This is a genomic window from Roseivivax jejudonensis, assembly GCF_900172265.1.
Taxonomy (GTDB): domain Bacteria; phylum Pseudomonadota; class Alphaproteobacteria; order Rhodobacterales; family Rhodobacteraceae; genus Roseivivax; species Roseivivax jejudonensis.
Map to the genome: position 1 here is coordinate 296,607 of NZ_FWFK01000005.1, position 24,092 is coordinate 320,698.

A 24,092-nucleotide genomic window follows, 5' to 3' on the forward strand; every position below is an offset into this window, starting at 1 on the left:
GACTCACCGCGCCGGGCAGATAATTCGGATGAGGATCGCGAAGGAAACCGTCATGGGCGGCGTTATAGGCGCAGGGCCGCGCGGCGTAAAGGCGGCGCCGGGCCCGCGCGGGCCGCCCAGCATGCGCCGGACCCGGCCGATCGGGCCACTTGGCTCGGCACCGGGCCGCCGGTTCCCGCGATGCCGCGGTGCGGCGTGGCCGGAACCGGCCCATCGCGGACAGTGAAACCGGCAAGCCGGCGCGCGGATCGGGCAGGACGGTGTCCGCCCTCTCCCACGGTGTCGATCGCGCCCCAATCTGTTTGGCAGACGGGCACACGATCCCATTGCCCGAACCCCGAAGAGGAGACCAGTCATGGCCTATCCCGATCATAGCCGGCACGACCCGTATACCGATCCCCTGCGCGCCGACCCGCGCTTGCGCACAGAGCCGCGCAGCGGTGGCGCGGTCGCGGGACTGGGCGTCGCGCTCGGTCTCGTCGTGCTGGTGATCGCCGGCACGGCGTTTCTCGGCGGCGGCGACGACGCATCTGCGCCCGCGCCGACGGCGCCGGAGGTATCCGCACCGGCCAGCGACACGCAAAGCGCACCGGTGGCGCCCGAAGGCGCAGCGGATGGCGGTGGCGGCGCGGCTTCGGCCGAGTGACGCCCTCGCCGACGCGGCGCGCCTTTCCCCGGGCGCGTCGCGTCACCCGCGGCGGTTCACGTAGTCCCAGACCGTCGAGATCACGACCGATCCCTCGCCCACCGCGCTTGCGACACGCTTGACCGACCCCGCGCGCACGTCACCGATCGCGAAGATGCCGGGGTGCGACGTGGCATAAGGGCTTTCGCCGCCCACGGCCTCCCCGGTCAGAACGAAGCCCTTGGCGTCGAGGTCGACGCATCCCGAGAGCCAGTCGGTGCGCGGCGCCGCCCCGACCATCACGAAGAGCCCGCCTGTGGCGAGCCGCCAGTCCTGCCCGGCGGCGCGGTCGCGGATCGTCACCGCCTCGAGCCGGTGATCGCCGTGAAGCGCGGTCACCTCGGTGCGATAGTGGATCGTGATGCGCGAATGCGCCGCAAGCCGCGACGACAGGTAATCCGACATCGACGCGGCCAGCGACGTGCCGCGCACCAGAAGGTGCACGTGCCGCGCCGTCCGCGCGAGGTACATGGCCGCCTGTCCCGCGGAATTGCCGCCTCCGATGACCGCCGCGTCTCGGTCGCGGCAGAACCGGGCCTCGGTCTCGGTGGCGGCGTAGTAGATGCCGGCGCCTTCGAACGCCTCCAGCATGTCGAGCGGCAGCTTGCGATACTGGACGCCGGTTGCGACAACCACCGACCCGGCGCGGACCTCCCGGCCGTTGTCCAGCGTCACGATGAAACCGCCGTCATCGCGATCGGCGAGCGCGACCGCGCGGCGCGGCATCGCGAAACGTGTGCCGAATTTCATCGCCTGGATCTCTCCGCGCGCGACCAGGTCGGCGCCCGAGATGCCGGTGGGAAATCCCATGTAGTTCTCGATCCGGCTGGACGTGCCCGCCTGCCCGCCGATGGCGATTTCCTCGAGAACGAGCGCCGACAGTCCTTCGGCCCCGGCATAGACCGCCGCGGCAACCCCGCCGGGTCCGCCGCCGACGATGGCGACGTCGTAAGCGGCATCGACCGACAGCGGCATGTCGAGACCGAGCGCCTCCGCGACGGCCTGTGGCGTCGGATCTGCCAGGGCGAAGCTGCGGTCGAACACCACGAGCGGGACGCCCGCGTCGTGTCCGCAAGCTCGGGCGAGGTCGGCGGCGTCGGCGCTGTCGAGCGCAAGCTCCCGGCAGGGCAGATGGTTGCGCCCGGCAAACGCGGCGACGTCGCGCAGATTGCGGGAGTCCTCGACCCCGACGAGGACGAGGCCGCCTTCGCGGCTCTCGACGATGCGGCGGCGGCGGGCGGCGAACACGGTGACGATGATGTCCGACATCTCGGGCATCTCGGACATGAGCCGCAGGAGCGTGTCGCGCGGCACCGACAGCAGCCGGCTGTCGCGCACCGCCCGCGCGCCGCTCAGGCTCCGCGCGCCGTAGAGAAAGCTGGTGTCGCCGAAGAACTGCGTCGGCCCGAGCGTGGCGCCGCCGTATCGCGCCCCTGTCGCCGGATCGACGGCCTCCAGCTCTCCGTCGAGCACGTAGAGGAAAACGTCGAGCACCTCGCCCGGGCGATGCGCCATCTCGCCGGCCGCGAGGTGCACCTCCTGGCCCGCCCGGGAGAGCGCGCGGACATGCGTATCCTCGAGCGGGGTTCGCACCATGGTGGCGAGGTCGGCGGCAAAACTTTCCATCGGCAGCTCCGGGCGGCGGGGTTTGTCGCGCGCGACCATACCCACGGTCGCGCCATAGGTCTCTTCACATCGCGCGGCGCGGGACCTGTCCCGCGACCGGGCTCAGCTGCCGCGCTTGTCGAAAAGGCCGGTGAGGCTCTGCGCGACCAGCGTCCTGACCGAGGGCCGCATCTCGCGCGAGAACGGGATCGGCCGGCAGACCTCCATCGCCGCCACGCCGACCCGGGCGGTCAGCGTGCCGTTGACCACGCCTTCGCCGAACCGGCGCGACAGCCGCGCGAGAACGGATCCGCCCAGAATCGGCTCGAGCATGTCCTCGCCCGCGGCGATCGCGCCGGTCGCGACGAGGTGCGAAAACACCGCTCGGGTCAGCCGCCACGTGCCGAGCGTGCCCGAACGGCCGCCGTAGATCTCGGCGATCCGGCGGATCATCCGCAGGTTCGACGCCAAGGCCGCGGCCACGTCTGCAAAGGCCAGCGGCACGAGCGCGGTGACGCCCGCGACCTGCCGGGCCGCCGCCTGCACCTCGCGCGCGGCGGCGAGATCGAGCGGTGCCATCAATTCGCGTTCGGCGAGGGACAGCAGGTCGGGGCCGTCCATCACGTCGTCCTGCCGCTCCGCCAGCCGCGCGCGGCCCCAGCGCGTGTCGTCCCGCCCGTCGTAGAGCGCCGTCAGCCGGTCGACGATCCGGCGCGCGCCGGCCAGATCGCCCGCGGCGCGGGCCGCCCCCGCGTCGCGGTGCAGGCTGTCGATCCGGGCGAGCCTGGCAAAGGCGCGCACCTCGCGCAGGGCGATCAGGACGAGGACGAGGGCGAAGAGCGCGAAAAGCGCCGTGACGGCCCAGCCGAGGATTGGGTTCGCCGCCATCACACTCGCGACGAAGGACCACGCCGCGGCGCCGACAAGGAGCGCCACGATCGCGCCGGCGAGGCGCCAGAACCAGCGCCCGAGCGCGGTGGATCGCCGTGCCGCCACGCGGGCCGCGGCCTTCATCGCGGCGCCCTCGGCGGGCGCGTCGAGCTCGGGGACCGGCGGCGCGTCGGCGGGTGTGGGGCCCGGCTCGGTGTCGTCGTCGAGATCGAAGACCACCGGACCGCGGCGGGATCTTGGGTCGCTCATGCGGCCCTCCTGTTCCAGCGATACTGGATGTCCGGCAGGCCCTCGTCGTTGGCGCCGTCGGTGCGCGCGACCTCGACGAAGCCCTGCCGCGCGTAGAAGCGGCGGGCGGAGAGATTGGCCTCGAACGTCCAGAGCGTGAGGTGCGGTGCGGTCGCCATGGCCCCGTCCAGAAGCCGTGCGCCGAGCCCGTGCCCGCGTGCCCACGGCGCCACGTAGAGCGCGTGCACCGTTTCCGCGTCGCGGGCGATGAACCCGGCGATGGCGGCGTGCTCCGCGCCGGTGTCGGCCAGCGTGACCCAGCCGCGTTCGACCATCGCGCCGGCAAGCGCGAGGTCCTCGGCGCGCGACTGCACCCGCGGCACCCAGGGCGTGCTGTCGGTCCAGTCCGACAGGATCGCGGCGATTCCACCGGCGTCGGTCGGCCGGGCCGGGCGCAGCCAGGGTCCGGTCACAGCCGATCCCCGATCAGGAACTGCGCGGCGCGGTCGAGGCGGATATGCGGCGGCCCCTCGCCCGGGCGCAGCGACAGCTTGGCCGGCGCGAAGGTCATGATGCCGTAATCGGCGTCCAGCCAGCGCTCGGCGCCGTCCCGCGCCGGCCCGAGGAGGCGCTGGGGATCCTGCGGCAGATCGCCCGGGTAGAAGGCGGCGCTGCGGCCGCTGTCGGCCAGGGTGCCGCGAACGCAGGGCAATTCCTCGCCGTGGTGCTGGCGCGTCTCCTCTACGGTGGCGCGCAGCGCGGCAATCGCCATCGCACGGGTCTCGGCGCCGGCGAAGGCGGCGCGGTCGGCGGCCTCGCGCATCATCGCCTTCATGAGCGCGGCCAGCTGCGGATGCTGGAGGTGATGCAGATGGTCGGCCTTGGTGGCGGCGAACAGGATCTTTTCCACCCGCTTGCCCATCAGGATCTGGCTCAGGAACGCGTTCCGACCGGGGCGGAAGGCGGTGAGGATGTCGGCCATGGTGCGGCGCAGGTCCTCGACCGCCCCCGGCCCCTTGTGGATCGCGCCGAGCGCGTCGACGAGCACGACCTGCCGGTCGATCCGGGCGAAGTGATCGCGGAAGAACGGCTTGACCACGCGGGCCTTGTAGGCCTCGAACCGCCGCTCGAACTCGCGCCAGAGCGAGCGGCGGCCGGCGCCCTCGGCCGGCGGAAGCGGGGCGAAGGTGAGCACCGGCGACCCGGCGAGATCCCCAGGCAGCAGGAACCGCCCGGGCGTGCAGTCCGAAAAGCCCGCGTTCCGCGCGGCCTCGAGATAGGCGGTGTAGCTTTCGGCGAGGTCGCGGGCGCGGACCTCTTCCAGCTCTGCCGAGCTGTCCTCGGCCGCGGCGCGGGCGAGGTAGTCCGCCGCGATGTCCCGGTGCTCGAGCCGTGCCAGCGTCTCGCGCGACCAGTCGGCAAAGCTCTTGTCGAGAAGCGCGAGGTCGAGCAGCCATTCTCCGGGGTAGTCGACGATGTCGAGATGCAGGGTGCGCGCGCCCTGGAAACCCGCGAGCAGGCCGGTCGGCCGGATCCGCAGCGACAGCCGAAGCTCCGAGATCGCGCGGGTGCTCTCGGGCCAGGCCGGGGTGTCGGCGGTCAGCGTCGCAAGGTGACGCTCGAAGTCGAAGCGCGGCAGCGTGTCGTCGGGCTGCGGCTGCAGGAAGGCGGCCTCGATGCGGCCGTCAGCGGCCGCAGCGAGCTGGGTCATGCGCCCGCGATCCATCAGGTTCGCGACGAGCGCGGTGATGAACACGGTCTTGCCGGCCCGCGACAGGCCGGTCACGCCGAGGCGCAGGGTCGGTTCGCCAAAGCGGTCGCCGACCGCGTCGGTCAGGCCCTCGACGCTGCGCCCTAGGCGGTCTGCGATGTCTCCGAGGATCAAGCGGGCCTCCGGTTGCGTGCCTCGCGTCTAGATAAAGGCCGCGCGCGCGATGTGAAAGGGCGCGCGGCGCGCCCGCCGCGACGGCGCGGGGGCGCTTGCCTGCGGATGCGGCGCGGGGTAGGCGGCGCGCCATGCCCCGATACGCGCTCATGGTGGAATACGACGGCAGGCCCTTCTCGGGCTGGCAATGGCAGGACGATCGCCCCAGCGTGCAGGGCGCGATCGAGGCGGCGCTGGCGCGGCTGGAGCCTGACCTGCCGCGGATCGCCGCGGCCGGGCGCACCGATGCCGGCGTGCACGCGCGCGGCCAGGTCTGCCATTGCGACATGGCCAAGGACTGGGCGCCGGACACGTTTCGCGACGCGCTGAACCACCACCTGAAGCCGGCGCCGGTGGCGATCGTCGCCGCGGCGGCGGTCGACGACGCGTGGCACGCGCGGTTCTCGGCGGTGGAGCGGCGCTATCTCTTCCGCGTGCTGAACCGGCGGCCCCGCGCGACGCTGGAAGCCGGGCAGGCCTGGCAGGTCCAGCGGCCGCTCGACGTCGCGGCAATGCGCGCCGGCGCGGCGCACCTTGTGGGCCATCACGACTTCACGACGTTCCGCTCGACGCTCTGCCAGGCGAAGAGTCCGGTGAAGACGCTCGATGCGCTGGAGATCCACGACGTGTCCGGCCCGGCGGGGCGCGAGGTGCACGTGACGCTGCGGGCGCGATCGTTCCTGCACAACCAGGTGCGCAGCATCGTCGGCACGCTCGAACGCGTGGGCACCGGCGCGTGGCCCCCTGAGGCGGTGCTCCGCGCCCTCGCGGCGCGCGACCGTGCGGCCTGCGGGCCGGTCGCGCCGCCGCACGGGCTCTACCTGACCGGGGTGGGCTACCCTGCGGAGCCCTTCGCGCGCTGACCGCGGCGACGGCTTGCGGATGGGTGTGGCCGGCGAGGGGCGCTGCCCCTCGCGCTCCCCGGAGTATTTGCGCCAAGAAGAAGTGGCCGCGCGGGGCGTCGGGGATCGCGGGCGCTCGGGGCGGTCGCGGTGCGGGATCGCGGGCCGGAGGGGCCGGCGCGCCACGCGCCGCGGCGGGATCGGAGCGGGCCGCTGAGGGCGCGCGGCACAAGGGCAGGGGCGCGCCATGGCCGCGCTTGAACGCGCGGGCGCCGCCGCTAGCTCGGGCGCCATGGACAGAGCACTCATCATCGGCGCCTCGGGCGGGATCGGATCGGCCGTTTCGGCGGAGCTGTCGCGGCGCGGCGTAGAGGTCACCGGGCTGTCGCGGTCGTCCGACGGGCTCGACGTCACCGACGACGCCTCGGTGGAGCGGCATCTCTCGGCGCTCGAGGGACCGTTCGACCTCGTGTTCTGCGCGACCGGCGCATTGGAGATCGACGGAGCGGCGCCCGAGAAGACGATCAAGCGGCTGGAGCCCGAGGCGATGCTGGCGCAGCTGCGGCTCAATGCGATCGGCCCCGCGCTCGTTCTGAAACACGCGATCCGGCTAGTGCCGCGCGCGTCACCGGCGGTGATGGCGACCCTGTCGGCCCGGGTCGGCTCGATCGGCGACAACGCGATCGGCGGGTGGTATTCGTACCGCACGGCCAAGGCAGCGGTGAACCAGGTGATCCGCAGCGCGGCGATCGAGTTCGGCCGGTCGCACCGGCACCTCGCCTGCGTGGCGCTGCATCCCGGCACGGTCGAGACCGCGTTCACCGAGAAGTACGCCGACAGCCATCCGACCGTGGACGCCGGCACCGCGGCGCGTCGGCTCGTCGATGTCATGGAGGGGCTGACGGCCGATCACACCGGTCGCTTCTTCGACTACGCCTTCAAGGAGATCCCCTGGTGAGCCGGCTCGTTCTCGTGCTGGGTGACCAGCTGTCGCCGGAGCTGTCGGCGCTTCGCGCGGCGGACAAGGACCGGGACGTCGTGGTGATGGCCGAGGTCGCCGAAGAGGCGAATTACGTCCAGCATCATCCGAAGAAGATCGCGCTGATCTTCGCGGCGATGCGCAAGTTCGCCGTGCGGCTGCGCTCGGAGGGTTGGGACGTGCGCTACGCCGAGCTTGACGATACCGACAATGCCGGGTCGATCCCGGGCGAACTCCTGCGCCGGGCCGAGGAGACGGGCGCGCGAGAGGTGATCGCCACCGAGCCCGGCGAATGGCGGCTGATCGAGGCCTTGTCGGACATGCCGCTCAGGTGCACGCAGCACGCCGACGACCGTTTCATCGCCAGCCACGAGGAGTTCGAGCGCTGGGCGAAGGGGCGCAAGACACTGCGTATGGAGTACTTCTACCGCGAGCAGCGCAAGAAGACCGGCTACCTGATGGAGGGCGACGCGCCCGCGGGCGGACAGTGGAACTTCGATCACGACAACCGCAAGCCCGCGCCGGACGACATCGCCTTCGGCGGTCCGATGCAGTTCACGCCCGACGCCGAGGTCGAGGCGGTGCTGGAGCTGGTCGAGGCCCGGTTCGGCAACTGGTTCGGCGACGTCCGGCCGTTCTGGTACGCCACTGACCAGGCCCAGGCGCGGCGCGCGCTGACGCATTTCGTCAAGCATGCGCTGCCGTCGTTCGGCGACTACCAGGACGCGATGGTGGACGACGAGAAGTTTCTCTATCACGGCGTCATCTCGGCCTATATCAACCTTGGTCTGCTCGACCCGCGCGAGGTCTGCGATGCGGTCGAGACCGCCTGGCGCGAGGGCGCGGCGCCGCTGAACGCGGTCGAGGGATTCATCCGGCAGGTGATCGGCTGGCGCGAGTACATGCGCGGCATCTATTTCCACGAGGGCCCGGACTATCCCCGCCGCAACGGGCTCAATCACCAGCGCGGGTTGCCGCCGCTCTACTGGGGAGCGGAAACGAAGATGCGGTGCCTGTCGAAGGTCGTGGCGCAGACCCGCGAGGAAGCCTACGCCCATCACATCCAGCGGCTGATGGTCACCGGCAACTTCGCGCTGTTGTGCGGCATCGACCCGGCGGAGGTCGAGGATTGGTACATGCGCGTCTATGTCGACGCGTATGAATGGGTCACGGCACCCAACACGATCGGCATGAGCCAGTTCGCCGACGGCGGGGTGATCGCGTCGAAGCCGTATGTCTCGTCGGGCAGCTACATCGACCGGATGTCGGACTACTGCGGCAGCTGCCATTACGCGGTGAAGACGAAAACCGGCGAGGGCGCGTGCCCGTTCAACCTGCTCTACTGGCATTTCATGGACCGCCACCGAGACCGGTTCGAGAAGAACCCGCGCATGGCCCAGATGTACGCGACCTGGGACCGGATGAAGCCGGATCGGCGCGAGACGGTGATCGCGGAGGCCGAGGCGTTCCTCGACCGGCTGTCGAAGGGCGAGACGGTCTGATCCGGGCGCGAGCCGCCGGTGGTGCGTTTCACGCGGGGCAGCGCGATCGTTCATGGGCCGATGCGAGAGCCGCAGGGCGTGCGACCCGCGGTCGCCGTGCTATGAAGTCCGCATGGGCACGGTCACCGAGATCTTCGCGCGAACCCTCGTCGCGGCGGCGGGCTTCAGGCTCGATCCGGACGGGCGGGTGCGTGATGGTGCGGCTGTCGTGGCGCGCGTTCCCGCGCGCGACGGGCGCGTGCCCGACGAGACATACTTCGACCTGATCGCGCGCGTGGCGGAAAAGCACGGCGATCCCGTGGTCCTGGCGATCGACTATGGCAAGCGCCTTCGCATCGACGATCTCGGGGTGCTCGGACTCGCCATGAAATCGGCGCCGACACTGCGGGCCGCGCTGGAGCGGGCGGCGCGGTATTTCCTGCTGATGACCGACACGGTGGCCTACCGGCTCCAGCCGGAGGCCGGGGGCGGCGTGTTCCGGATCGAGACGCTCACCCGGATGCATCCGGCCCTGGCCGTGCGGAACGCCTGCGCGCTGACCGGCTTTGCCACGGCGATGCGGCAGTGCGCCGGATCGAACATCGCCTTTGCCGAGGTGACGTTGCGGCACGATCCGGGCGGGCCGTTGCCGCCGCTCGAGCGTTTCTTCGGATGTCCCGTCCGCCTGGGCGGCGGACCCGACGCGATTCGCTTCGGACCGGGGGTGCTGGATCGCGAAACGCGGTTGGGCGATGCGGCGATGTCCGACTATTTCGCGGGCGAACTCGCCGCCGCGCTCGACCGGCATCGGACGGTCGACACGATCACGGCGCGGGTTCGGGTCCGGCTCGCACGTTCGCTGAGCGGCGGCGTCCCCCCCGCGGCCGACATGGCGCGCGCACTGGGCCTGAGTGAGCGTAGCCTGTCGCGGCGGCTGGCGGACGAGCGCGCGAGCTACCCGGCGCTGGTGCGCGAGACGCGCCGCGAGATGGCCGAGCGGCTTCTGGCCGAAGGGGACGGCACGATCGCAGAGGTCGCGTTCTGCACCGGCTTTGCCGAGCAGAGCACCTTCAGCCGTGCCTTCAAGAGCTGGACCGGGCAGACGCCCGCCCGCTTCCGGCAGGCGCGGCGGCACGCCTGAGCGGCGATTGGCGGCGCGCGCCAAGCCAGTGGCGGACTCGGCCAAGGCGGCGAACGGCATCCGGCATAGACGAATGGCAGAGGCGCCGGGTCGCGGATCGACCGGACGGCGCGACACTCTTTGCACCGAAAAGGAGATCCTCATGCGTGCCGAGACAGATTTTCCCCAGATCGCGGTCCTGCGATGGGCCGGTCTTCTTTACCTGACGATCATCGTCTGTGGCATCGGGGCCGAGGTCGGCCTGCGCGCCCCGCTGATCGATTTCGCCGATGCAGGCGCGACCGCCGCGGCGATCCTCGGGGCGCCGGCAACCTTTCGGCTCGCCATTGTCGCGGACCTCGTGATGGCCGCCGCGGATGTCGCACTGGCGCTTCTGCTGTTCGAGATCTTCCGGCACGCCGCGCCCGGTCTGGCGCGCGCGGCGATGGTGTTCCGGTTGATGCAGGCAGGGCTGATTGCGGCCAACCTCCTCAACATGCAGGCGGCCTGGCTTGTTGTCGCCGCGGGTCAGGACATCGCGGGGCTTGCGCCGGACCAGCGCGCCGGGCTCGCGGCGCTGTTCCTGAACCTGCATGCGCACGGCTACGACCTCGGCCTCGTATTCTTCGGGATCAACAGCCTGCTGACCGCGGTGCTGATCTGGCACTCGGAATTGTTCCCGCGTTGGCTGGGCGTCGCGCTCGGCGCGGCCGGCGCCGTCTACCTGATCGGGAGCGGTCTGCGGTTCGGTGCGCCGGAGATGCTGCCGTTTTTCATGCCCGCCTACGCCGTGCCGGTTCTCGCCGAGAGCGCCTTCTGCCTCGCGTTGTTGTTCGCGCGCCGCTCTGCGCCGGCTGCCGAGATATCGTGATCGGCGCGCATGGCCGGGGGCCGCAAGCGGCCTTGCACGCGGCGCAGGCATGACGTGTCCTGTTTGCCGTGCGGCCGAGGCGCGCCGCGGCGGAAAGGATCGAACGCGTGGACAGACGGATCGTGCTGCAGGGTCTCGGGGCGAGCGCCCTCGCAGGTGTCGCCCCCGGTGCGGCCGAGGTCGCCGACGCATGGACGATGTGGAAGGCGCGGTTCCTTCGGGACGACGGCCGCGTCGTGGATGCCGAACAGGGCGGGATCAGCCATTCCGAAGGCCAGGCCTACGCGCTGCTCCTTGCGCAGGCGGCAGGGGACCGCGCCGCCTTTGGCCGGATCGAGGAGTGGACCCGCGCGCATCTCCTGGTCCGCGAAGACGCGCTGATGGCGTGGCGCTGGACGCCCGGTGCTGGCGTCGTGGGCGACGATTGGCACAACGCGACGGACGGCGATCTCTTCCGCGCCTGGGCGCTGCTTCGGGCGCGGCGGGATTCCGGGTGGGAGGTCGCCGCCGGCGATGTCGCGGCGATCGTGGCGGATCTGTCGGTGAGCTGTCTCTGGCCGGATCCGCGCGCCGGGGAGGAGCTGATCCTGCGCCCGGGTGCGGAAGCCTTCGCCACCGACCGCCGGGTGCTGTTCAACCCGTCTTACATCATGCCGCGCGCGCTGCGGGAACTGGCGGAGGCGGCGGGCAACGATCGGCTGATGCGGGCGGCCGATCACGGCGAAACCTGCCTGTCCGAACTCGCGGCGCGCGACATGATGCCCGACTGGATCGACGTGACGGCCGACGGCTTTGCCGAACCGACCGGCCACGACCTGCGCTCGGCCTACGACGCGCTGCGGATCTCCCTCTACCTCGTATGGTCGGGGCGTCGCGATCATCCGGCGGTCCGTATGGCGCAGGCGCGGCTCGCGCCCGACGGGGCAGGGGGCGCCATCGTCGTCGCGCGCGATGCGCGCGGCGTTCCTGTGGCCGAAAGCGATCTACCGGGATACCTTGCTCTGGCGCGCCTCGTGGCCTGCGGCGAGGTCAACGCACCGGGGCGGCGGTCGATCGAGGGGCCGTATTACGCCGCCGTCCTGCACATGCTGGCCGGAGTGGCCACGCGCGAGGGTGCGTCCTGCGCCTCGACACAATAGCGCCAATTTCCGTGTCTATCAGAACGCGAACCTTGGATGCATGTATTCGTGTGTCGTAGGGTGCCGGTGTTTCAGAAGAAGCAACTCGAGGCAGGATTCATGAAAGTTTTCAGGCTCCTCACCGGGCTCGTCGTAGTGGCTGTCGCGCTTTGGATCATCGTGGGCGAACAGATGTCCGGGGCGAGCGCGAACGCGGTGGTCAATGCGCGCGTGACGACCGTGCGCTCGGATGTCGCAGGCGATCTTGCGCTGCCGGAGCGCGCGCTCGGATCACTCGTGACAGCGGGCGAAAGCGTCGCTTCGGTGACCGACACGCTGGTCGACACCGTGCGCCTGAACGACCTGAAGATGGAGCGTTCGTTCGCCGAAGCCGAAATCGCGCATGCCGCGTCGATGATCGAGGAGGTGCGCGCGATCCGGGCCGCGTTGCTGGACCGCACGAAAACCTACCGCGAGGAGCGGCTCGCGGAGCTGCGGACCCGGCTCGACCATGCGCGCGCCCGGCTCGGGATCCTGGAGGCGGGCGGCGTCCCGGACGCGGAGACGCAGGAGATCATCGATGGCTTCGACACCGACGCCGCGCGCATCCCGTTTGCCCCGCTGCGGTCGGATCTCGCGATCGACCACGCGCGCGAGCGGGTCGAGGTTCTGGAGATCGCGGTGCGCGCCGCCGAACAGGGCGTGTTCCTCGGGGACGGCTACAACGACGCGCCGAACGCCGAACAGCGTGCCGTCGAACTCCAGAGCCAGCTCGCCGGTCTCGAGGTCGATCGCGCGCGCGCCGAGGCGCGGCTCGCGACGCTCGATCAGAGGGTCCAGCGCGAGCAGGTGAGGGTGACCCGGCTGGGCGGCGGCGACATCACTGCGCCGGTCAACGGCCGCTACTGGGAGGTTCTGCAGGCCGACGGCGTGACCGTGCAGAGGGGCGATCCGATCCTGCGTCTGGTCGATTGCGACTCGACCTTCGTGACGCTGTCGGTGACCGAGCGGATCTACAACACGCTGCGGATCGGGCAGCCGGCCTCGTTCCGGATGCAGGGCGACGGCCGCGTGTTCGACGCGACGATCGCGCGCCTCGCCGGTAGCGGCGCCGAGACGGTCTATCGCAACATCGCCGTGGCGCCGTCGCAGCGGCACCTGGAGCGCTACGACGTGGCGTTGCTGGTGCCGGCCCTGAACGCCGATGCCGAGCTTGGCTGTGCCATCGGCCGCACCGGCCGCGCATTCTTCGACCGGCGGCCGCTGGACGGGATCCGGGGCTTTCTGAACTGACATGACGGCTTTCCCGCATCTCGGACAGCTCGGGGCCGCGTACATACAGGTTCTGCTGGTCGCCGGCATCGGGCTGCTCCTGCCCTTCGTCGCAGACCGCAATCGGGCGTCGCACCGCGTGGTGCTCTACGGCATCACGATCTTCATGGCGCTGCGCTACGCGTTCTGGCGGGCGACCGAAACGCTCGCCCCGGTCGGGCTCACCATCGATTTCATCGCCAGCGGCACGCTCTTCGTGCTGGAGATGCTGGCGCTTGCCGGCTCTCTGAGTGCCTGCGTGCTGATGATGCGCCGCCGCGACCGCAGCCCGGACGCGGACGCGCATGCCGGCTGGTGGGGCGCCCACGAGCCGCGCGTCGCGATCCTGATCGCCACCTACAACGAAGAGATGGAGGTGCTGGAACGCACCATCATCGGTGCGAAATCGCTGCGCCACGCCAACAAGGAGGTCATCGTCCTCGACGACGGACGCCGCGACTGGCTGCGCGACTACTGCGCGGCGCAGGACGTGCGCTACATGCGGCGTCCCGACAACAAGGGATCGAAGGCCGGCAACATCAATCACGCGCTCGAGCGGCTTGCCGAGGATGCCGTGCCGCCCGATTTCGTCGCCGTGCTCGATGCCGATTTCGTGCCGCACCGGGGCTTCATCTCGCGCTCGCTCGCGCTGTTCCACGACCCGAGCATCGGTCTCGTCCAGACTCCGCAGCACTTCTTCAACGCCGATCCGCTGCAGAACAACCTCGGGCTGACTCGGTCCTATCCCGACGAGCAACGGTTCTTCTTCGATCATATGCAGGCGTCGCGCGACGGGTGGGGCATCGCCATCTGCTGCGGCACGTCGTCGGTCGCGCGGTATTCCGCGCTGATCGAGATCGGCGGAATGTCGACCGACAGCGTGACCGAGGATTTCCTGCTTTCGCTGACGATGCAGTCGCACGGCTACCAGACAGCTTATCTCAACGAGCCGCTGACCGAGGGCCTCGCCCCCGAGGGGCTCAAGGAATACGTCACCCAGCGCGCGCGCTGGTGCCTCGGCCTCATGCAGATCGCGCGCTCGCCGCTCGGCCCGTTCCGCCGCAACGCCCTGCGCCTGCGCGACCGCTGGAGCGTGATCGATTCGGTGTTCTACTGGCTGCCGAGCTTCATCTTCCGCCTCGCGGTCGTCGTGTTCCCGCTGCTCTACTGGTACTTCAACGTGATCGTCGTGGATGCGCCGCTCGACGAGGTGCTGATCTATTTCGCGACCTACTACCTGTGGGCGCAGATCGTCATGAACCTGATGGCGCCGCTGATGATCCTGCCGATCCTGCACGATGTCAGCCAGCTTATCGGGGCGATCCCGATCAGTCGCGCCGCGATCGTGGGCCTTCTGAAACCCAAGGGGCACCCGTTCTCCGTGACCGCGAAGGGCGGGGACCGGTCCCGCATCGTCGTGCAGTGGCGCATGATGGCACCGTTCGCGGTGCTCCTCTCGCTGACGATCGGCGGACTGATCCTCGGCATCTTCTCGGACCGGTTCGCCTACAGCGATGCCGGCGACGGCAAGTGGGTCGTGCTGTTCTGGACGATCTACAATCTGATCGTGCTGAGCGTCACGGTGATCGCCTGCATCGAGTTGCCACGGCGCGAACGTCACGTCGCCGACGCGCCGGAGCGCGCGCGCTTCGACGAAGGCGCTGCCGTGCACGAGGTCTGGCTGACGTCGATGACCGCCGATACCGCCCGGATCCGCGGCCGACGCTACCCGGCCGAGACGCGCGGCACGCTCGAGATCGCCGATGTCGGTCCGGTCGAGGCCTACGTCATCTCGGAAACGCGCGACGGCGCGCGGGTGCAACTTCTACCCGATGCGGTGCAGCGCGAGGCGCTGTTCGTCCGCTTCTACGCCGACGGCGCCGCGCCGGGGGTCGGCAACGTCCGGCTCTCGGCGATGGTGTCGGACCTGGCGCGTCGGCTGTCGTTCAGCTCCGGCGGTCGCTGACGCGGCGGTCCTGCAGGCGCGCCAGCGCCCCCGAGATCCGCGCCGCCTCGCGCGTGCCGCCGTATTCGGGAGGATAGACGATGTCGCCATCGGCGATCCGGTCGGAGATCTCGCCCAGCGCGCCGATCGGCCGAACGAAGACCAGGACGAAGATTGCGGTCGCCATGCCCAGAATGGCGACGAGCCCGATGCCCGCTACGACAGCGGTTCCGCGCAGGTCGGCCATCCCGGGCCGGAACGCGTCCGCCGGGATGCGGCCCACCAGCCGCCAGCCGAAGCTTGGCAGGTCGCCGTAGCCGACGCTCGGCACCAGCGTCGCGAAGTAGTCCTGCCCGTCGGGCCACGCCTCGCGGCCCGCCGTCATCGCGCCGGATCGCGCGGTGCGCAGGATCTCAAGCGCGTCGGCCGACGGGCGGCCGCCGTCCGAGGCGACGATCACGTCGCCGTTCGCGTTCAGGAGGAAGGCGTCGATCCCGAGCGTGCGCGCGGTCTCCGCGAGCGCCCGCTCGGCCCAGCCGAAATCGATATGCATGCCGACCACGCCGGTCACGTCGCCCTCGGCGTCGCGCACCGGGCGCGACAGGTCGAGAAGCCGCAGCGGGCCGTCCACCTGCCGCTCGGGCAGCCGTCGCGCGAGCAGGAGCGCTTCGTGCACGTCGCCGGCGAACCCGCCGCGCAGACCGTTGCGGAACCAGTCGCGCCCGCTCACGTCCTCGCCCTCGAGAAGCCCGTCGGAGGCGGCGAGCACGGTGCCGTCGGTGCCGGCATAGCCGACCCAGGACAACCGCTGGCCGTCACCCTGGATGCCGTCCATCAGCCCCCGGATGCCGTCGCGCGAGGTCGTGGGAATGTCCTGCGCCAGCTGCTCGAGGTCGAGCCAGTCGCCGTGGAGGAGCCGCGCATAGGTTTCCGCCGCCGCTTCGGAGCGCAGCCGGACCGCGCTGTCCAGCGCCGAATCGAGCAGCCGGTCGGAGCGCGCGACGAACAGCAGCGCAGCGCCGGCCAGCACCGCGACGGCGCTCGCCACAACGAAGATGTAGACCGCCGCGGCCAGAGACAGCCGCGGCAGGATCGACCTGGGATCGGCGCGGCGCCGGTCGTGCTCCCGAACCGCCATCAGAACGTGTTCACCGAGACGCCGACGAAGGCTTCTTCGGCGATGAAACGCCAGCCGGCGCGCAGGTTCATCGGGCCGGCGCCGAGACGCTGGTTCACCGCCAGCGTCGCCTCGTCGTAGGTGTCGCTGCCGCCACGCGACAGCTCGACCGAGAATCCGCCGCTGCCGAGGCCGGTCTGGACCAGCGCGAACCACCCGCTGTCGATCGTGTTGACCTCGCCCAGCAGGTAGAGCGATCCGAACGCGGTCGCCGTGTAGCGGTCGAGGCTGGCCTTCACCCCGGCCCGGGGCGATTCGAAGCCATCATCGTCGTCACGCACCACGCTGAGCGCGGGTCCGAGCTTCAGGGTCGCCGCGTCGCCCAGCGGAAAGGCATGCGTCAGGCTGAGGCCGGTCACCGCACCGCCGTCGTAATCGTTGTGGTTCGCGCCGAAGCTTAGCCGGCCCCGGGTCACGGTGCCGACCGCATCGGCGGCCGATGACGAAAGGTCGACCTGAAGAAAGCTGCCGTCGGCAAGCGCGCCGGGCGCCACCGGCGCCAGCCCGAGAAGAAGGCCGAGCGCCGCGGGGCCGATGCCCACGGTCATGGATCGGAGCATACGCAAGGTCTGGGTCCTGTCCTGTTTTCCCGACGATGGCCCGCGCTCTCGGGGCGCGAAAGCGCCGCGGACCGGGTGTCGGTAAAAAGATGCATGACCGGCGCGCTTTTGCAACTGGGGGTCGAGGGGTGCCGGCCGGGGCGCGGGGTGGCCCGCGTCGGAGCGAGGGGCCGGCCCCTCGCGCTCCCCGGAGTATTTGGACCAAGAAGAAGGGGCAGGTGGGCCGGCGGCCGGAGCACAGGCGCCCGTGAGGTGCCGGTCAGCGCGGGCGCGCGAGGTCGAAGGCCTTGCGCATCAGCGTCGGCAGGTCCGCGGGGCGAAACGCCTCGGGCGGGACGAACCGGCCGCGATCCGGGGCGCGGTCCATCGGCACCAGCGCGGTGCGCAGGGTCAGGCGCAGGTGGAAATGCGTGAAGGTGTGGCGCGCCTCCTCGGGCAGCGTGTGCCATTCGGCGCGGATCGGCGGTGTGTCTCCGGGCGCGGCGTCGAGCGCGACCCAATCGGTGCCGGGCCAGCCGAGCATGCCGCCGAGCAGGCCGCGCTCCGGCCGGGTCTCGAGCAGCCATGCGCCATCGACGCGCCGCGCGAGGTAGGCGACGCCGTGGCGGACCGGCTTGGCGGTCTTCGGCGTCTTCTTGGGCAGCTCGCGCTGCGTGCCGGCGTGCCACGCCGCGCAGGCGGGCCGCCACGGGCAGAGCCCGCAGGCCGGCGACCTCGGCGTGCAGATGGTGGCGCCGAGATCCATCACCGCCTGCGCATGGCAGCCCGGACGGGCCGCCGGGGTGAGCGCGGCGGCGTGCGCCGTGAGCACCGGCTTGGCCGCGGGCAGGGGGGTGTGCTCGTCGAAGAGCCGGGCCATCACCCGCTCCACGTTGCCGTCGACCACGGGGGCGGGGATGTCGAAGGCGATCGCCGCGATCGCGGCGGCGGTGTATGGCCCGATTCCCGGCAGTGCGAGCAGGGCGGCGTGATCGGCCGGGAAGCGGCCGTCGTGCTCGGCGGCCACGACGCGCGCGCATTTGAGGAGGTTGCGCGCCCGGGCGTAGTAGCCGAGCCCGGCCCAGGCGGCCATGACGTCGGCATCCCTGGCCGCGGCCAATGCGCCGACGTCCGGCCAGCGCCGGGTGAACGCGTCGAAATAGGGTTTTACCGCGGCCACCGTCGTCTGCTGCAGCATGATTTCGGACAGCCAGACGGCATAGGGATCGGGCCGCTCGCCGGCGGCGCGGGCGGCCGGCCCGACGCGCCAGGGCAGGTCCCGGGCCTCGGCGTCGTACCAGTCGAGCAGCGCGGATTGCAGCGCGGCGGGGGCGGCGGAGTCACGCAAAGCTGACGATCCCTTGATCGGTGAACGCTCCGGGCTGGTGCCCGACGCGTGAGCCACTAGAATGAAAGGTGACGGAGGGATGCAAGCATGGGTCGCAGATCCACCACCCGCGGTTTCGCCCGGACGGGATCGCTTCTCGAGGGGCGGATCCGCAAGGCGTCGGAAAGCCGCGGCTTCGCGCAGGCGCGTCTCTTGACGCACTGGGCCGAGATCGCCGGGCCGCGGCTCGCGGCGCTGTCGCGCCCGGTCGAGATCAGTTACGGTCGCGGCGGCCTCGGAGCCTGCCTGACCCTTCTGACGACGGGCGCGAACGCGCCGCTTCTGGAGATGGAAAAGGAGCGGCTGCGCGAGCGGGTGAACGCGGTCTACGGCTACAACGCCATCGCGCGCATCCGCATCACCCAGACGGCAGCCACGGGGTTCGCCGACGGGCAGGCGGATTTCGCGCATCGCCCGCGTGCCCCTGCCGCGCCGCCCGACGACCCCGCGGCGCGGGCCGCCGCGGCGGAAACCGCGGAGGGGATTTCCGACGGATCGCTGCGCGCCGCGCTCGAACGGCTGGCGCGCAACCACTACGCCACGCGGCCGCGGCGGAGCTGACCCGCCCCGGCCGTTTCACTGATCACGGGGGACCGCCCCCCGGACGTTCATCAAGGAGACGAGACCCACATGACACGCATCATCCTTCCCGCGGCGCTGGCCGCGGTTCTTGTCGGCGGCGGGTTCTGGGCGCTGAGCGGCGCCGGCACGAGCTGGACCGCAGAGCGCGGCGCCTCGGCGCCGGTGCTGCCCGGAGCCGCGGCGGCGCAGGAGGGCGAGAGCGTCGAGATCGAGGAGATGACGCTCGGGTCGGCCGACGCGCCGGTCGAGGTGATCGAATACGCGTCGTTCACCTGCCCGCACTGCGCGAGTTTCCACGAGCAGGTCTTCGACGAGCTCAAGGAGAACTACATCGACACCGGGCGGATCAAGTTCACGATGCGCGAGGTCTACTTCGACAAGTACGGCATCTGGGCCTCGGCGATCGCGCGGTGCAACACCGACACCGAGCGTTTCTTCGGGATCACCGACATGCTCTACGAGTCGCAGTCGGACTGGGCGCGCGCCGGATCCGAATCCGCGATCGCCGACGAGCTGCGCAAGATCGGCCGGCTTGCCGGGATCGAGGGCGAGGAGCTCGAGGCCTGCATGAACGACGGCGACAAGCTGCGCTCGCTGGTCGGCTGGTACCAGGAGAACGCGACCGAGGACGACATCACCTCGACCCCGTCGTTCATCATCGACGGCGAGAAGTACTCCAACATGACCTATGCCGACTTCTCGGAGATCCTCGACGAGAAGCTCGCGTCGGCGGAGTGATACGCGCTCGGGGCGGCGCCGGCCCGGCGCCGCCTTCGCGTCTGGCGTGTCACACGCCAGATTTTTTCGCCTGAGCGCTGCGGCTTATCGGTCACATCGTGGCATCGAGGCACCGTCGCGCTGGACTGCGCGGCCCCCGATCTTCTATCTTCGGCGATAACGACGGGGCGACAACGACCCCGCGACCCGAGGCAGTCCGAGCAATGTTTCCCGAGCGGTTTTCAACCCTGCCGGCTTACGCGTTCCCGCGCCTGCGCGGGCTTCTCGACGCGCATGCCCCCGGTGGGCCGGTGGTTCACATGACCATCGGCGAGCCGAAGCATGCGTTCCCGGACTGGATCACCGACGTCATCACCGACAACGCCGAGGGATTCGGACGCTACCCGCCGAACGAGGGCGCGACGGAGCTTCTGGGCGCGATCGCCGACTGGGTGAGCCGTCGCTACGGCGTGAGGCTCGATCCCGACCGGCAGGTCATGGCGCTGAACGGGACGCGCGAAGGTCTCTACAACGCGGCGATGGCGCTCTGCCCGGAAAGCAAGCGCGGCGCACGGCCGGTGGTGCTGTCGCCCAACCCGTTCTACCAGGTCTATGCCGTGGCGGCGTTGTCGGTGGGGGCGGAGCCGGTCTTCGTGAACGCGACGGAGGACACCGGCCACCTGCCGGATTACGCGGGCCTGCCGGCCGACATCCTCGACCGTACGGCGCTGGCCTACGTCTGCTCGCCGGCCAATCCGCAGGGCGCGGTCGCGGATCGCGACTACTGGCGCACGCTGATCGCGCTGGCCGAGCGGCATGAGTTCCGCATCCTGGCGGACGAATGCTATTCCGAGATCTGGCGCGACGCGGCCCCGACCGGCGTGCTCGAGGTCGCGGCCGAAATGGGCGCGGATCCCGAAAGGGTCGTCGTCTTCCATTCGCTGTCCAAGCGGTCGAACGTGCCGGGTCTGCGCTCGGGCTTCGTGGCGGGCGGGCCGGACTGCATCGGCCGGATCCGGCAACTGCGGAACTATGCCGGCGCGCCGTTGCCGCTGCCGCTGCAGCACGCGGCGGCCGCGCTCTGGGCAGACGAGTCCCATGTGACGGAGAATCGTCGCCTCTATGCCGAGAAATACGACGACGCCGACCGCATCCTGGGCGACGTGCCCGGCTATCGCGCGCCGCAGGCGGGGTTCTTTCTCTGGCTGCCGGTCGAGGACGGCGAGGCGGCGGCTCTGCGGCTCTGGCAGGAGACGGGCGTGCGGGTTCTGCCCGGCGCCTACCTGTCGCGCGACACCGAGACCGGGAATCCCGGCAGCAAGTACATCCGCGTGGCGCTGGTGGCGCCGCGCGAGGAGACGGCCGACGGATTGGCGCGCCTGCGCGCGACGCTCTTTCCCTGAATGGCCGCGGACCACGACAGAAGACCGAACAAGAGGCGAGGCATGGCATATCAGGCACGGGGACGGGACCCCCTCTTCGACACCGACATGGCGAATGCGCTGGAGCGGCGCGGCAAGGAATTGCTGGGGCTTGCGCTTATCGTCGTGGGCCTGATGGCGGCTGCGACCTTCGGCAGCTACGTGCCGGACGATCCGTCGTGGATGTCCGCGACCGACGCGCCGGTACAGAACTGGATGGGACCGGCGGGCGCCGCCGTGGCCGCGCCGCTCTTCATGATCTTCGGCGCAGGCAACTGGGTGCTTCCGCTGGCGCTCATGGCCTGGGGTCTGCGGTTCGTGTTGCATCGCGGCGAGGAGCGTGCGCTCGGCCGGCTAATCTTCGTGCCGATCTGGTGGGCGCTGGCCGCGGTCTATGCCGCCGGTCTGAACGCCGGGCCGGAGTGGACGCATTCCTTCGGCCTTGGCGGGCTCCTGGGCGACGTCGCGATGGGCTCGCTGATGGGCTTTCTGCCGTTCGGCCCGGGGCTGAGCCTCAAGGCCGCAACGCTGCTCTGCGGGTTGGGCAGCGTGGCGCTCGGCGCTTTCGTCATGGGCCTTACCCGGGCCGAGATGACGTCCGCGATTCGGACGAGCCTCGTTGCAATCATCATGGGCTACGCCACTCTGGCGCGCGTGACCGGGCTCGGAGCTGCCGGCGCGGCGCGCAGTGCGCGCGCGCTCCGCGCCGCACACGCCGATCGCCGTGAGCAGCGCCGCCGCGAGGCCGAGGAAAACGCGGTCTGGGCGGAGACCCAGGCCCATGCGAGTGCCGGCGTCTCGCGCGTGCGGCGGTCGCCGCCGCTCGTCGCGGACGAGCCGCTGTGGGAAGACGACGACGCGGAGTACGAGGACGATCCGGCTCCGGCGCGCGGCGGCCTGCTGAGCCGCATGCCGCTGCTCGGCCGGCGGGACGAGCCCGCGTTCACGGCAGAGCCCGAGGACCGCGGCGGATTGCTCTCGCGCATGCCCGGCCTGCTGCGGCGGACCGATCCGCTGCCCGAGGCGGAACTCTACGACAGCGCCGGTCCCGACATCGATGATGCGGATCTCGCGCCCGAAGAAGATCGCGTGCGCGCCAAGATCTCGGACGCGATCCGCGCCCGTCTGCGCCAGACTCCCGAGGCACGCATCGCCGCCGAGGCGCCGCTCACCAAAGGGCGCGGCCGCCGGCCGGACCCGCTGATCGCCAACCTCGCGCCGCGCAACGCCATGCGGACGGAGCCGCCGCTGACCGCGGAGCATGGTCGGAACGAGCGGCGCGAGCCGCCGCTGACGGCCCCCGCGCAGGATGCGCCGCGCCGTGTCGCGACCGTCGCGCACTCGCCGGCGCAGGACGCTTACGCGCCGAAGCCCGGCGGGATCCACGTCGACATGCCGGAGGATGCCGAGGAGACATGGTCGGTTCCCGCACCGGACGAGGCGCCGGCGGCCACGAGCGGCCCGGCGCGCAAGACCGGCGCCCCGCGCCCGGCGGAGCCCGCGGTGCCGGCCTTCGAGGCGGACGACGACAGCGAGGCCGATCTGGCGGCGTTCGACGCGCCGTCGCGCCCGGCTCCTGCGGCGCCGCGCAAGGTCGTGCAGCAGGCCGCGCCGAAACCGGTCCAGCCCTCGCGTCGCGCGCAGGAAGAGGCGCAGCCGCGCCTTGCCTTCGACGAGACGCCGGCACCCGAATTCGACCTGCCGCCCCTGTCGCTGCTGATGAGCCCGGACCGTATCCAGCGTCATCACCTGTCCGACGAGGCGCTGGAAGAGAACGCGCGCATGCTGGAAAGCGTGCTCGACGATTACGGCGTGAAGGGCGAAATCGTGTCGGTGCGGCCGGGCCCGGTCGTGACGATGTACGAACTGGAGCCGGCGCCGGGTCTGAAGGCCAGCCGGGTGATCGGCCTTGCCGACGACATCGCGCGGTCGATGTCGGCGCTCTCGGCGCGGGTGTCGACGGTGCCGGGCCGGTCGGTCATCGGCATCGAACTGCCCAACGACAACCGCGAGATGGTGTCGTTTCGAGAGATCCTGTCGAGCCGCGAATACGGCGACGGCAACGCCAAGCTGCCGCTGGCGCTGGGCAAGGATATCGGCGGCGACCCGATGGTCGCCAACCTCGCCAAGATGCCGCACCTGCTGATTGCGGGCACCACGGGCTCGGGAAAGTCGGTGGCGATCAACACGATGATCCTGTCGCTGCTCTACAAGCTCACGCCCGAAGAACTGCGCCTGGTGATGATCGATCCCAAGATGCTCGAACTGAGCGTCTACGACGGAATCCCGCATCTGCTCAGCCCCGTGGTGACGGACCCGAAGAAGGCGGTGGTCGCGCTCAAGTGGGTCGTGGGCGAGATGGAGGACCGCTACCGCAAGATGTCCAAGATGGGCGTGCGCAATATCGACGGCTACAACGGCCGCGTGGCCGAGGCGCAGAAGAAGGGCGAGATGTTCTCGCGCACGGTCCAGACCGGGTTCGACGACGAGACCGGCGATCCGGTCTTCGAGACCGAGGAAATCGAGCCCAAGAAGATGCCTTACATCGTCGTCATCGTCGACGAGATGGCCGACCTGATGATGGTCGCGGGCAAGGAGATCGAGGCCTGCATCCAGCGGCTTGCGCAGATGGCGCGCGCCTCGGGCATTCACCTCATCATGGCCACGCAGCGCCCGTCGGTCGACGTCATCACCGGCACGATCAAGGCGAACTTCCCGACCCGGATCTCCTTCCAGGTGACCTCGAAGATCGACAGCCGCACCATCCTGGGCGAGATGGGCGCCGAACAGCTCCTCGGCATGGGTGACATGCTCTACATGGCCGGCGGGGCGAAGATCACCCGCTGTCACGGGCCGTTCTGCTCGGACGAGGAGGTCGAGGAGGTGGTCAACCATCTCAAGGCCTACGGTCCGCCCGACTATGTCGGCGGCGTCGTCGAGGGGCCGGACGAGGAGAAGGCCGACAACATCGACCAGGTGCTCGGGCTCAACACCGGCGGCAATACCGGCGGAGAGGATGCGCTCTACGACCAGGCCGTGGCGATCGTCATCAAGGACCGCAAGTGTTCGACCTCCTACATCCAGCGAAAGCTCGGCATCGGCTACAACAAGGCCGCGCGCCTCGTTGAGCAGATGGAGGACGAGGGCGTCGTGTCGTCGGCCAACCATGTCGGCAAGCGCGAGATCCTGGTGCCGGAACAGCACTGATCCCGGCGGCTCGGGGCGCCGGAGCGCCGGGCGCGCGCCCCGCCTGCCGTGCCAGGACCGTG

Annotated in this window: 20 protein-coding genes; 13 read left to right on the plus strand and 7 right to left on the minus strand. The window is 70.7% G+C overall.

From position 1 onward, the window contains the following. Positions 1-355: 355 nt before the first annotated feature. Positions 356-646, plus strand: a complete 291-nt coding sequence (locus tag ROJ8625_RS15030) for a hypothetical protein (protein ID WP_085792711.1) — start codon at positions 356-358, stop codon at positions 644-646. Between the two features lie 42 nt (positions 647-688). On the opposite strand, the gene ROJ8625_RS15035 is transcribed toward ROJ8625_RS15030, so the two are convergent. The 4 genes from ROJ8625_RS15035 to ROJ8625_RS15050 all read right to left on the minus strand — a co-directional run bounded on the left by ROJ8625_RS15035 (position 689) and on the right by ROJ8625_RS15050 (position 5,294). After that, positions 689-2,311, minus strand: coding sequence for an FAD-dependent oxidoreductase (locus tag ROJ8625_RS15035; RefSeq protein ID WP_085792833.1), 1,623 nt, complete (start codon positions 2,309-2,311; stop codon positions 689-691). 102 nt (positions 2,312-2,413) lie between these two features. Next, positions 2,414-3,430 carry a YcjF family protein gene (locus ROJ8625_RS15040; RefSeq protein ID WP_085792712.1) on the minus strand — a complete coding sequence of 339 codons (1,017 nt, stop codon included), beginning with the start codon at positions 3,428-3,430 and terminating at the stop codon, positions 2,414-2,416. Next, positions 3,427-3,882, minus strand: coding sequence for a GNAT family N-acetyltransferase (locus ROJ8625_RS15045; protein WP_085792713.1), 456 nt, complete (start codon positions 3,880-3,882; stop codon positions 3,427-3,429). The genes ROJ8625_RS15040 and ROJ8625_RS15045 overlap by 4 nt, the downstream gene beginning before the upstream one ends. Further along, positions 3,879-5,294: a YcjX family GTP-binding protein gene (locus ROJ8625_RS15050; RefSeq protein ID WP_085792714.1), complete on the minus strand. Its 1,416-nt coding sequence runs from the start codon at positions 5,292-5,294 to the stop codon at positions 3,879-3,881. Before ROJ8625_RS15050 ends, ROJ8625_RS15045 begins: the two co-directional genes overlap by 4 nt. Positions 5,295-5,425: 131 nt before the next feature. Here ROJ8625_RS15050 and truA point away from each other — a divergent pair, with 131 nt between their 5' ends. The 8 genes from truA to ROJ8625_RS15090 all read left to right on the plus strand — a co-directional run bounded on the left by truA (position 5,426) and on the right by ROJ8625_RS15090 (position 15,021). After that, the gene (truA, locus tag ROJ8625_RS15055; protein ID WP_085792715.1) at positions 5,426-6,196 is read left to right on the plus strand and encodes a tRNA pseudouridine(38-40) synthase TruA; all 771 of its coding nucleotides are present in this window, start codon (positions 5,426-5,428) and stop codon (positions 6,194-6,196) included. 271 nt (positions 6,197-6,467) lie between these two features. Further along, positions 6,468-7,133: an SDR family NAD(P)-dependent oxidoreductase gene (locus ROJ8625_RS15060; protein ID WP_085792834.1), complete on the plus strand. Its 666-nt coding sequence runs from the start codon at positions 6,468-6,470 to the stop codon at positions 7,131-7,133. Continuing rightward, a complete protein-coding gene (locus ROJ8625_RS15065) occupies positions 7,130-8,656 on the plus strand; it encodes a cryptochrome/photolyase family protein (protein ID WP_200813320.1) in 1,527 nt (508 codons plus the stop codon). Before ROJ8625_RS15060 ends, ROJ8625_RS15065 begins: the two co-directional genes overlap by 4 nt. Before the next feature lie 112 nt (positions 8,657-8,768). Continuing rightward, positions 8,769-9,776: an AraC family transcriptional regulator gene (locus ROJ8625_RS15070; protein ID WP_159456779.1), complete on the plus strand. Its 1,008-nt coding sequence runs from the start codon at positions 8,769-8,771 to the stop codon at positions 9,774-9,776. A gap of 142 nt (positions 9,777-9,918) precedes the next feature. After that, a complete protein-coding gene (locus ROJ8625_RS15075; protein WP_085792836.1) occupies positions 9,919-10,626 on the plus strand; it encodes a DUF4386 domain-containing protein in 708 nt (235 codons plus the stop codon). 107 nt (positions 10,627-10,733) lie between these two features. Continuing rightward, complete coding sequence (locus ROJ8625_RS15080; RefSeq protein ID WP_234984281.1) at positions 10,734-11,765, plus strand: glycosyl hydrolase family 8; 1,032 nt, start codon at positions 10,734-10,736, stop codon at positions 11,763-11,765. Positions 11,766-11,864: 99 nt separating this feature from the next. Then, on the plus strand, positions 11,865-13,037 hold the full coding sequence (locus ROJ8625_RS15085) for an HlyD family secretion protein (RefSeq protein WP_085792717.1): 1,173 nt from the start codon (positions 11,865-11,867) through the stop codon (positions 13,035-13,037). A gap of 1 nt (position 13,038) precedes the next feature. Next, a complete protein-coding gene (locus tag ROJ8625_RS15090; protein ID WP_085792718.1) occupies positions 13,039-15,021 on the plus strand; it encodes a glycosyltransferase in 1,983 nt (660 codons plus the stop codon). On the opposite strand, the gene ROJ8625_RS15095 is transcribed toward ROJ8625_RS15090, so the two are convergent. From ROJ8625_RS15095 to ROJ8625_RS15105, 3 genes are all read right to left on the minus strand, one after another. Then, positions 15,002-16,138, minus strand: a complete 1,137-nt coding sequence (locus ROJ8625_RS15095; RefSeq protein WP_085792719.1) for a cache domain-containing protein — start codon at positions 16,136-16,138, stop codon at positions 15,002-15,004. The genes ROJ8625_RS15090 and ROJ8625_RS15095 overlap by 20 nt on opposite strands. Then, entirely contained in the window at positions 16,138-16,737 is a 600-nt protein-coding gene (locus ROJ8625_RS15100) for a hypothetical protein (protein ID WP_085792720.1), read from the minus strand. Before ROJ8625_RS15100 ends, ROJ8625_RS15095 begins: the two co-directional genes overlap by 1 nt. A gap of 259 nt (positions 16,738-16,996) precedes the next feature. Next, the gene (locus tag ROJ8625_RS15105; RefSeq protein WP_085792721.1) at positions 16,997-18,064 is read right to left on the minus strand and encodes an A/G-specific adenine glycosylase; all 1,068 of its coding nucleotides are present in this window, start codon (positions 18,062-18,064) and stop codon (positions 16,997-16,999) included. An 87-nt stretch (positions 18,065-18,151) separates the two neighbouring features. Here ROJ8625_RS15105 and ROJ8625_RS15110 point away from each other — a divergent pair, with 87 nt between their 5' ends. The 4 genes from ROJ8625_RS15110 to ROJ8625_RS15125 all read left to right on the plus strand — a co-directional run bounded on the left by ROJ8625_RS15110 (position 18,152) and on the right by ROJ8625_RS15125 (position 24,030). Beyond that, entirely contained in the window at positions 18,152-18,664 is a 513-nt protein-coding gene (locus ROJ8625_RS15110) for a DUF721 domain-containing protein (protein ID WP_085792722.1), read from the plus strand. A 69-nt stretch (positions 18,665-18,733) separates the two neighbouring features. After that, the gene (locus tag ROJ8625_RS15115; protein ID WP_085792723.1) at positions 18,734-19,423 is read left to right on the plus strand and encodes a DsbA family protein; all 690 of its coding nucleotides are present in this window, start codon (positions 18,734-18,736) and stop codon (positions 19,421-19,423) included. A 203-nt stretch (positions 19,424-19,626) separates the two neighbouring features. Beyond that, positions 19,627-20,805 (plus strand): aminotransferase class I/II-fold pyridoxal phosphate-dependent enzyme, encoded by a 1,179-nt coding sequence (locus tag ROJ8625_RS15120; RefSeq protein ID WP_085792724.1) that lies wholly within the window; start codon positions 19,627-19,629, stop codon positions 20,803-20,805. 42 nt (positions 20,806-20,847) lie between these two features. After that, the gene (locus ROJ8625_RS15125) at positions 20,848-24,030 is read left to right on the plus strand and encodes a DNA translocase FtsK (protein ID WP_085792725.1); all 3,183 of its coding nucleotides are present in this window, start codon (positions 20,848-20,850) and stop codon (positions 24,028-24,030) included. Positions 24,031-24,092: the final 62 nt, after the last annotated feature.

Excerpts from the sequence above, each read along its gene's own strand:
- ROJ8625_RS15030 (WP_085792711.1), top strand. The coding sequence starts at position 356 with ATGGCCTATCCCGATCATAGCCGGCACGACCCGTATACCGATCCCCTG.
- ROJ8625_RS15035 (WP_085792833.1), bottom strand. The coding sequence starts at position 2,311 with ATGGAAAGTTTTGCCGCCGACCTCGCCACCATGGTGCGAACCCCGCTC.
- ROJ8625_RS15040 (WP_085792712.1), bottom strand. The coding sequence starts at position 3,430 with ATGAGCGACCCAAGATCCCGCCGCGGTCCGGTGGTCTTCGATCTCGAC.
- truA (WP_085792715.1), top strand. The coding sequence starts at position 5,426 with ATGCCCCGATACGCGCTCATGGTGGAATACGACGGCAGGCCCTTCTCG.
- ROJ8625_RS15060 (WP_085792834.1), top strand. The coding sequence starts at position 6,468 with ATGGACAGAGCACTCATCATCGGCGCCTCGGGCGGGATCGGATCGGCC.
- ROJ8625_RS15070 (WP_159456779.1), top strand. The coding sequence starts at position 8,769 with ATGGGCACGGTCACCGAGATCTTCGCGCGAACCCTCGTCGCGGCGGCG.
- ROJ8625_RS15075 (WP_085792836.1), top strand. The coding sequence starts at position 9,919 with ATGCGTGCCGAGACAGATTTTCCCCAGATCGCGGTCCTGCGATGGGCC.
- ROJ8625_RS15085 (WP_085792717.1), top strand. The coding sequence starts at position 11,865 with ATGAAAGTTTTCAGGCTCCTCACCGGGCTCGTCGTAGTGGCTGTCGCG.
- ROJ8625_RS15090 (WP_085792718.1), top strand. The coding sequence starts at position 13,039 with ATGACGGCTTTCCCGCATCTCGGACAGCTCGGGGCCGCGTACATACAG.
- ROJ8625_RS15095 (WP_085792719.1), bottom strand. The coding sequence starts at position 16,138 with ATGGCGGTTCGGGAGCACGACCGGCGCCGCGCCGATCCCAGGTCGATC.
- ROJ8625_RS15100 (WP_085792720.1), bottom strand. The coding sequence starts at position 16,737 with ATGCTCCGATCCATGACCGTGGGCATCGGCCCCGCGGCGCTCGGCCTT.
- ROJ8625_RS15110 (WP_085792722.1), top strand. The coding sequence starts at position 18,152 with ATGGGTCGCAGATCCACCACCCGCGGTTTCGCCCGGACGGGATCGCTT.
- ROJ8625_RS15115 (WP_085792723.1), top strand. The coding sequence starts at position 18,734 with ATGACACGCATCATCCTTCCCGCGGCGCTGGCCGCGGTTCTTGTCGGC.
- ROJ8625_RS15120 (WP_085792724.1), top strand. The coding sequence starts at position 19,627 with ATGTTTCCCGAGCGGTTTTCAACCCTGCCGGCTTACGCGTTCCCGCGC.
- ROJ8625_RS15125 (WP_085792725.1), top strand. The coding sequence starts at position 20,848 with ATGGCATATCAGGCACGGGGACGGGACCCCCTCTTCGACACCGACATG.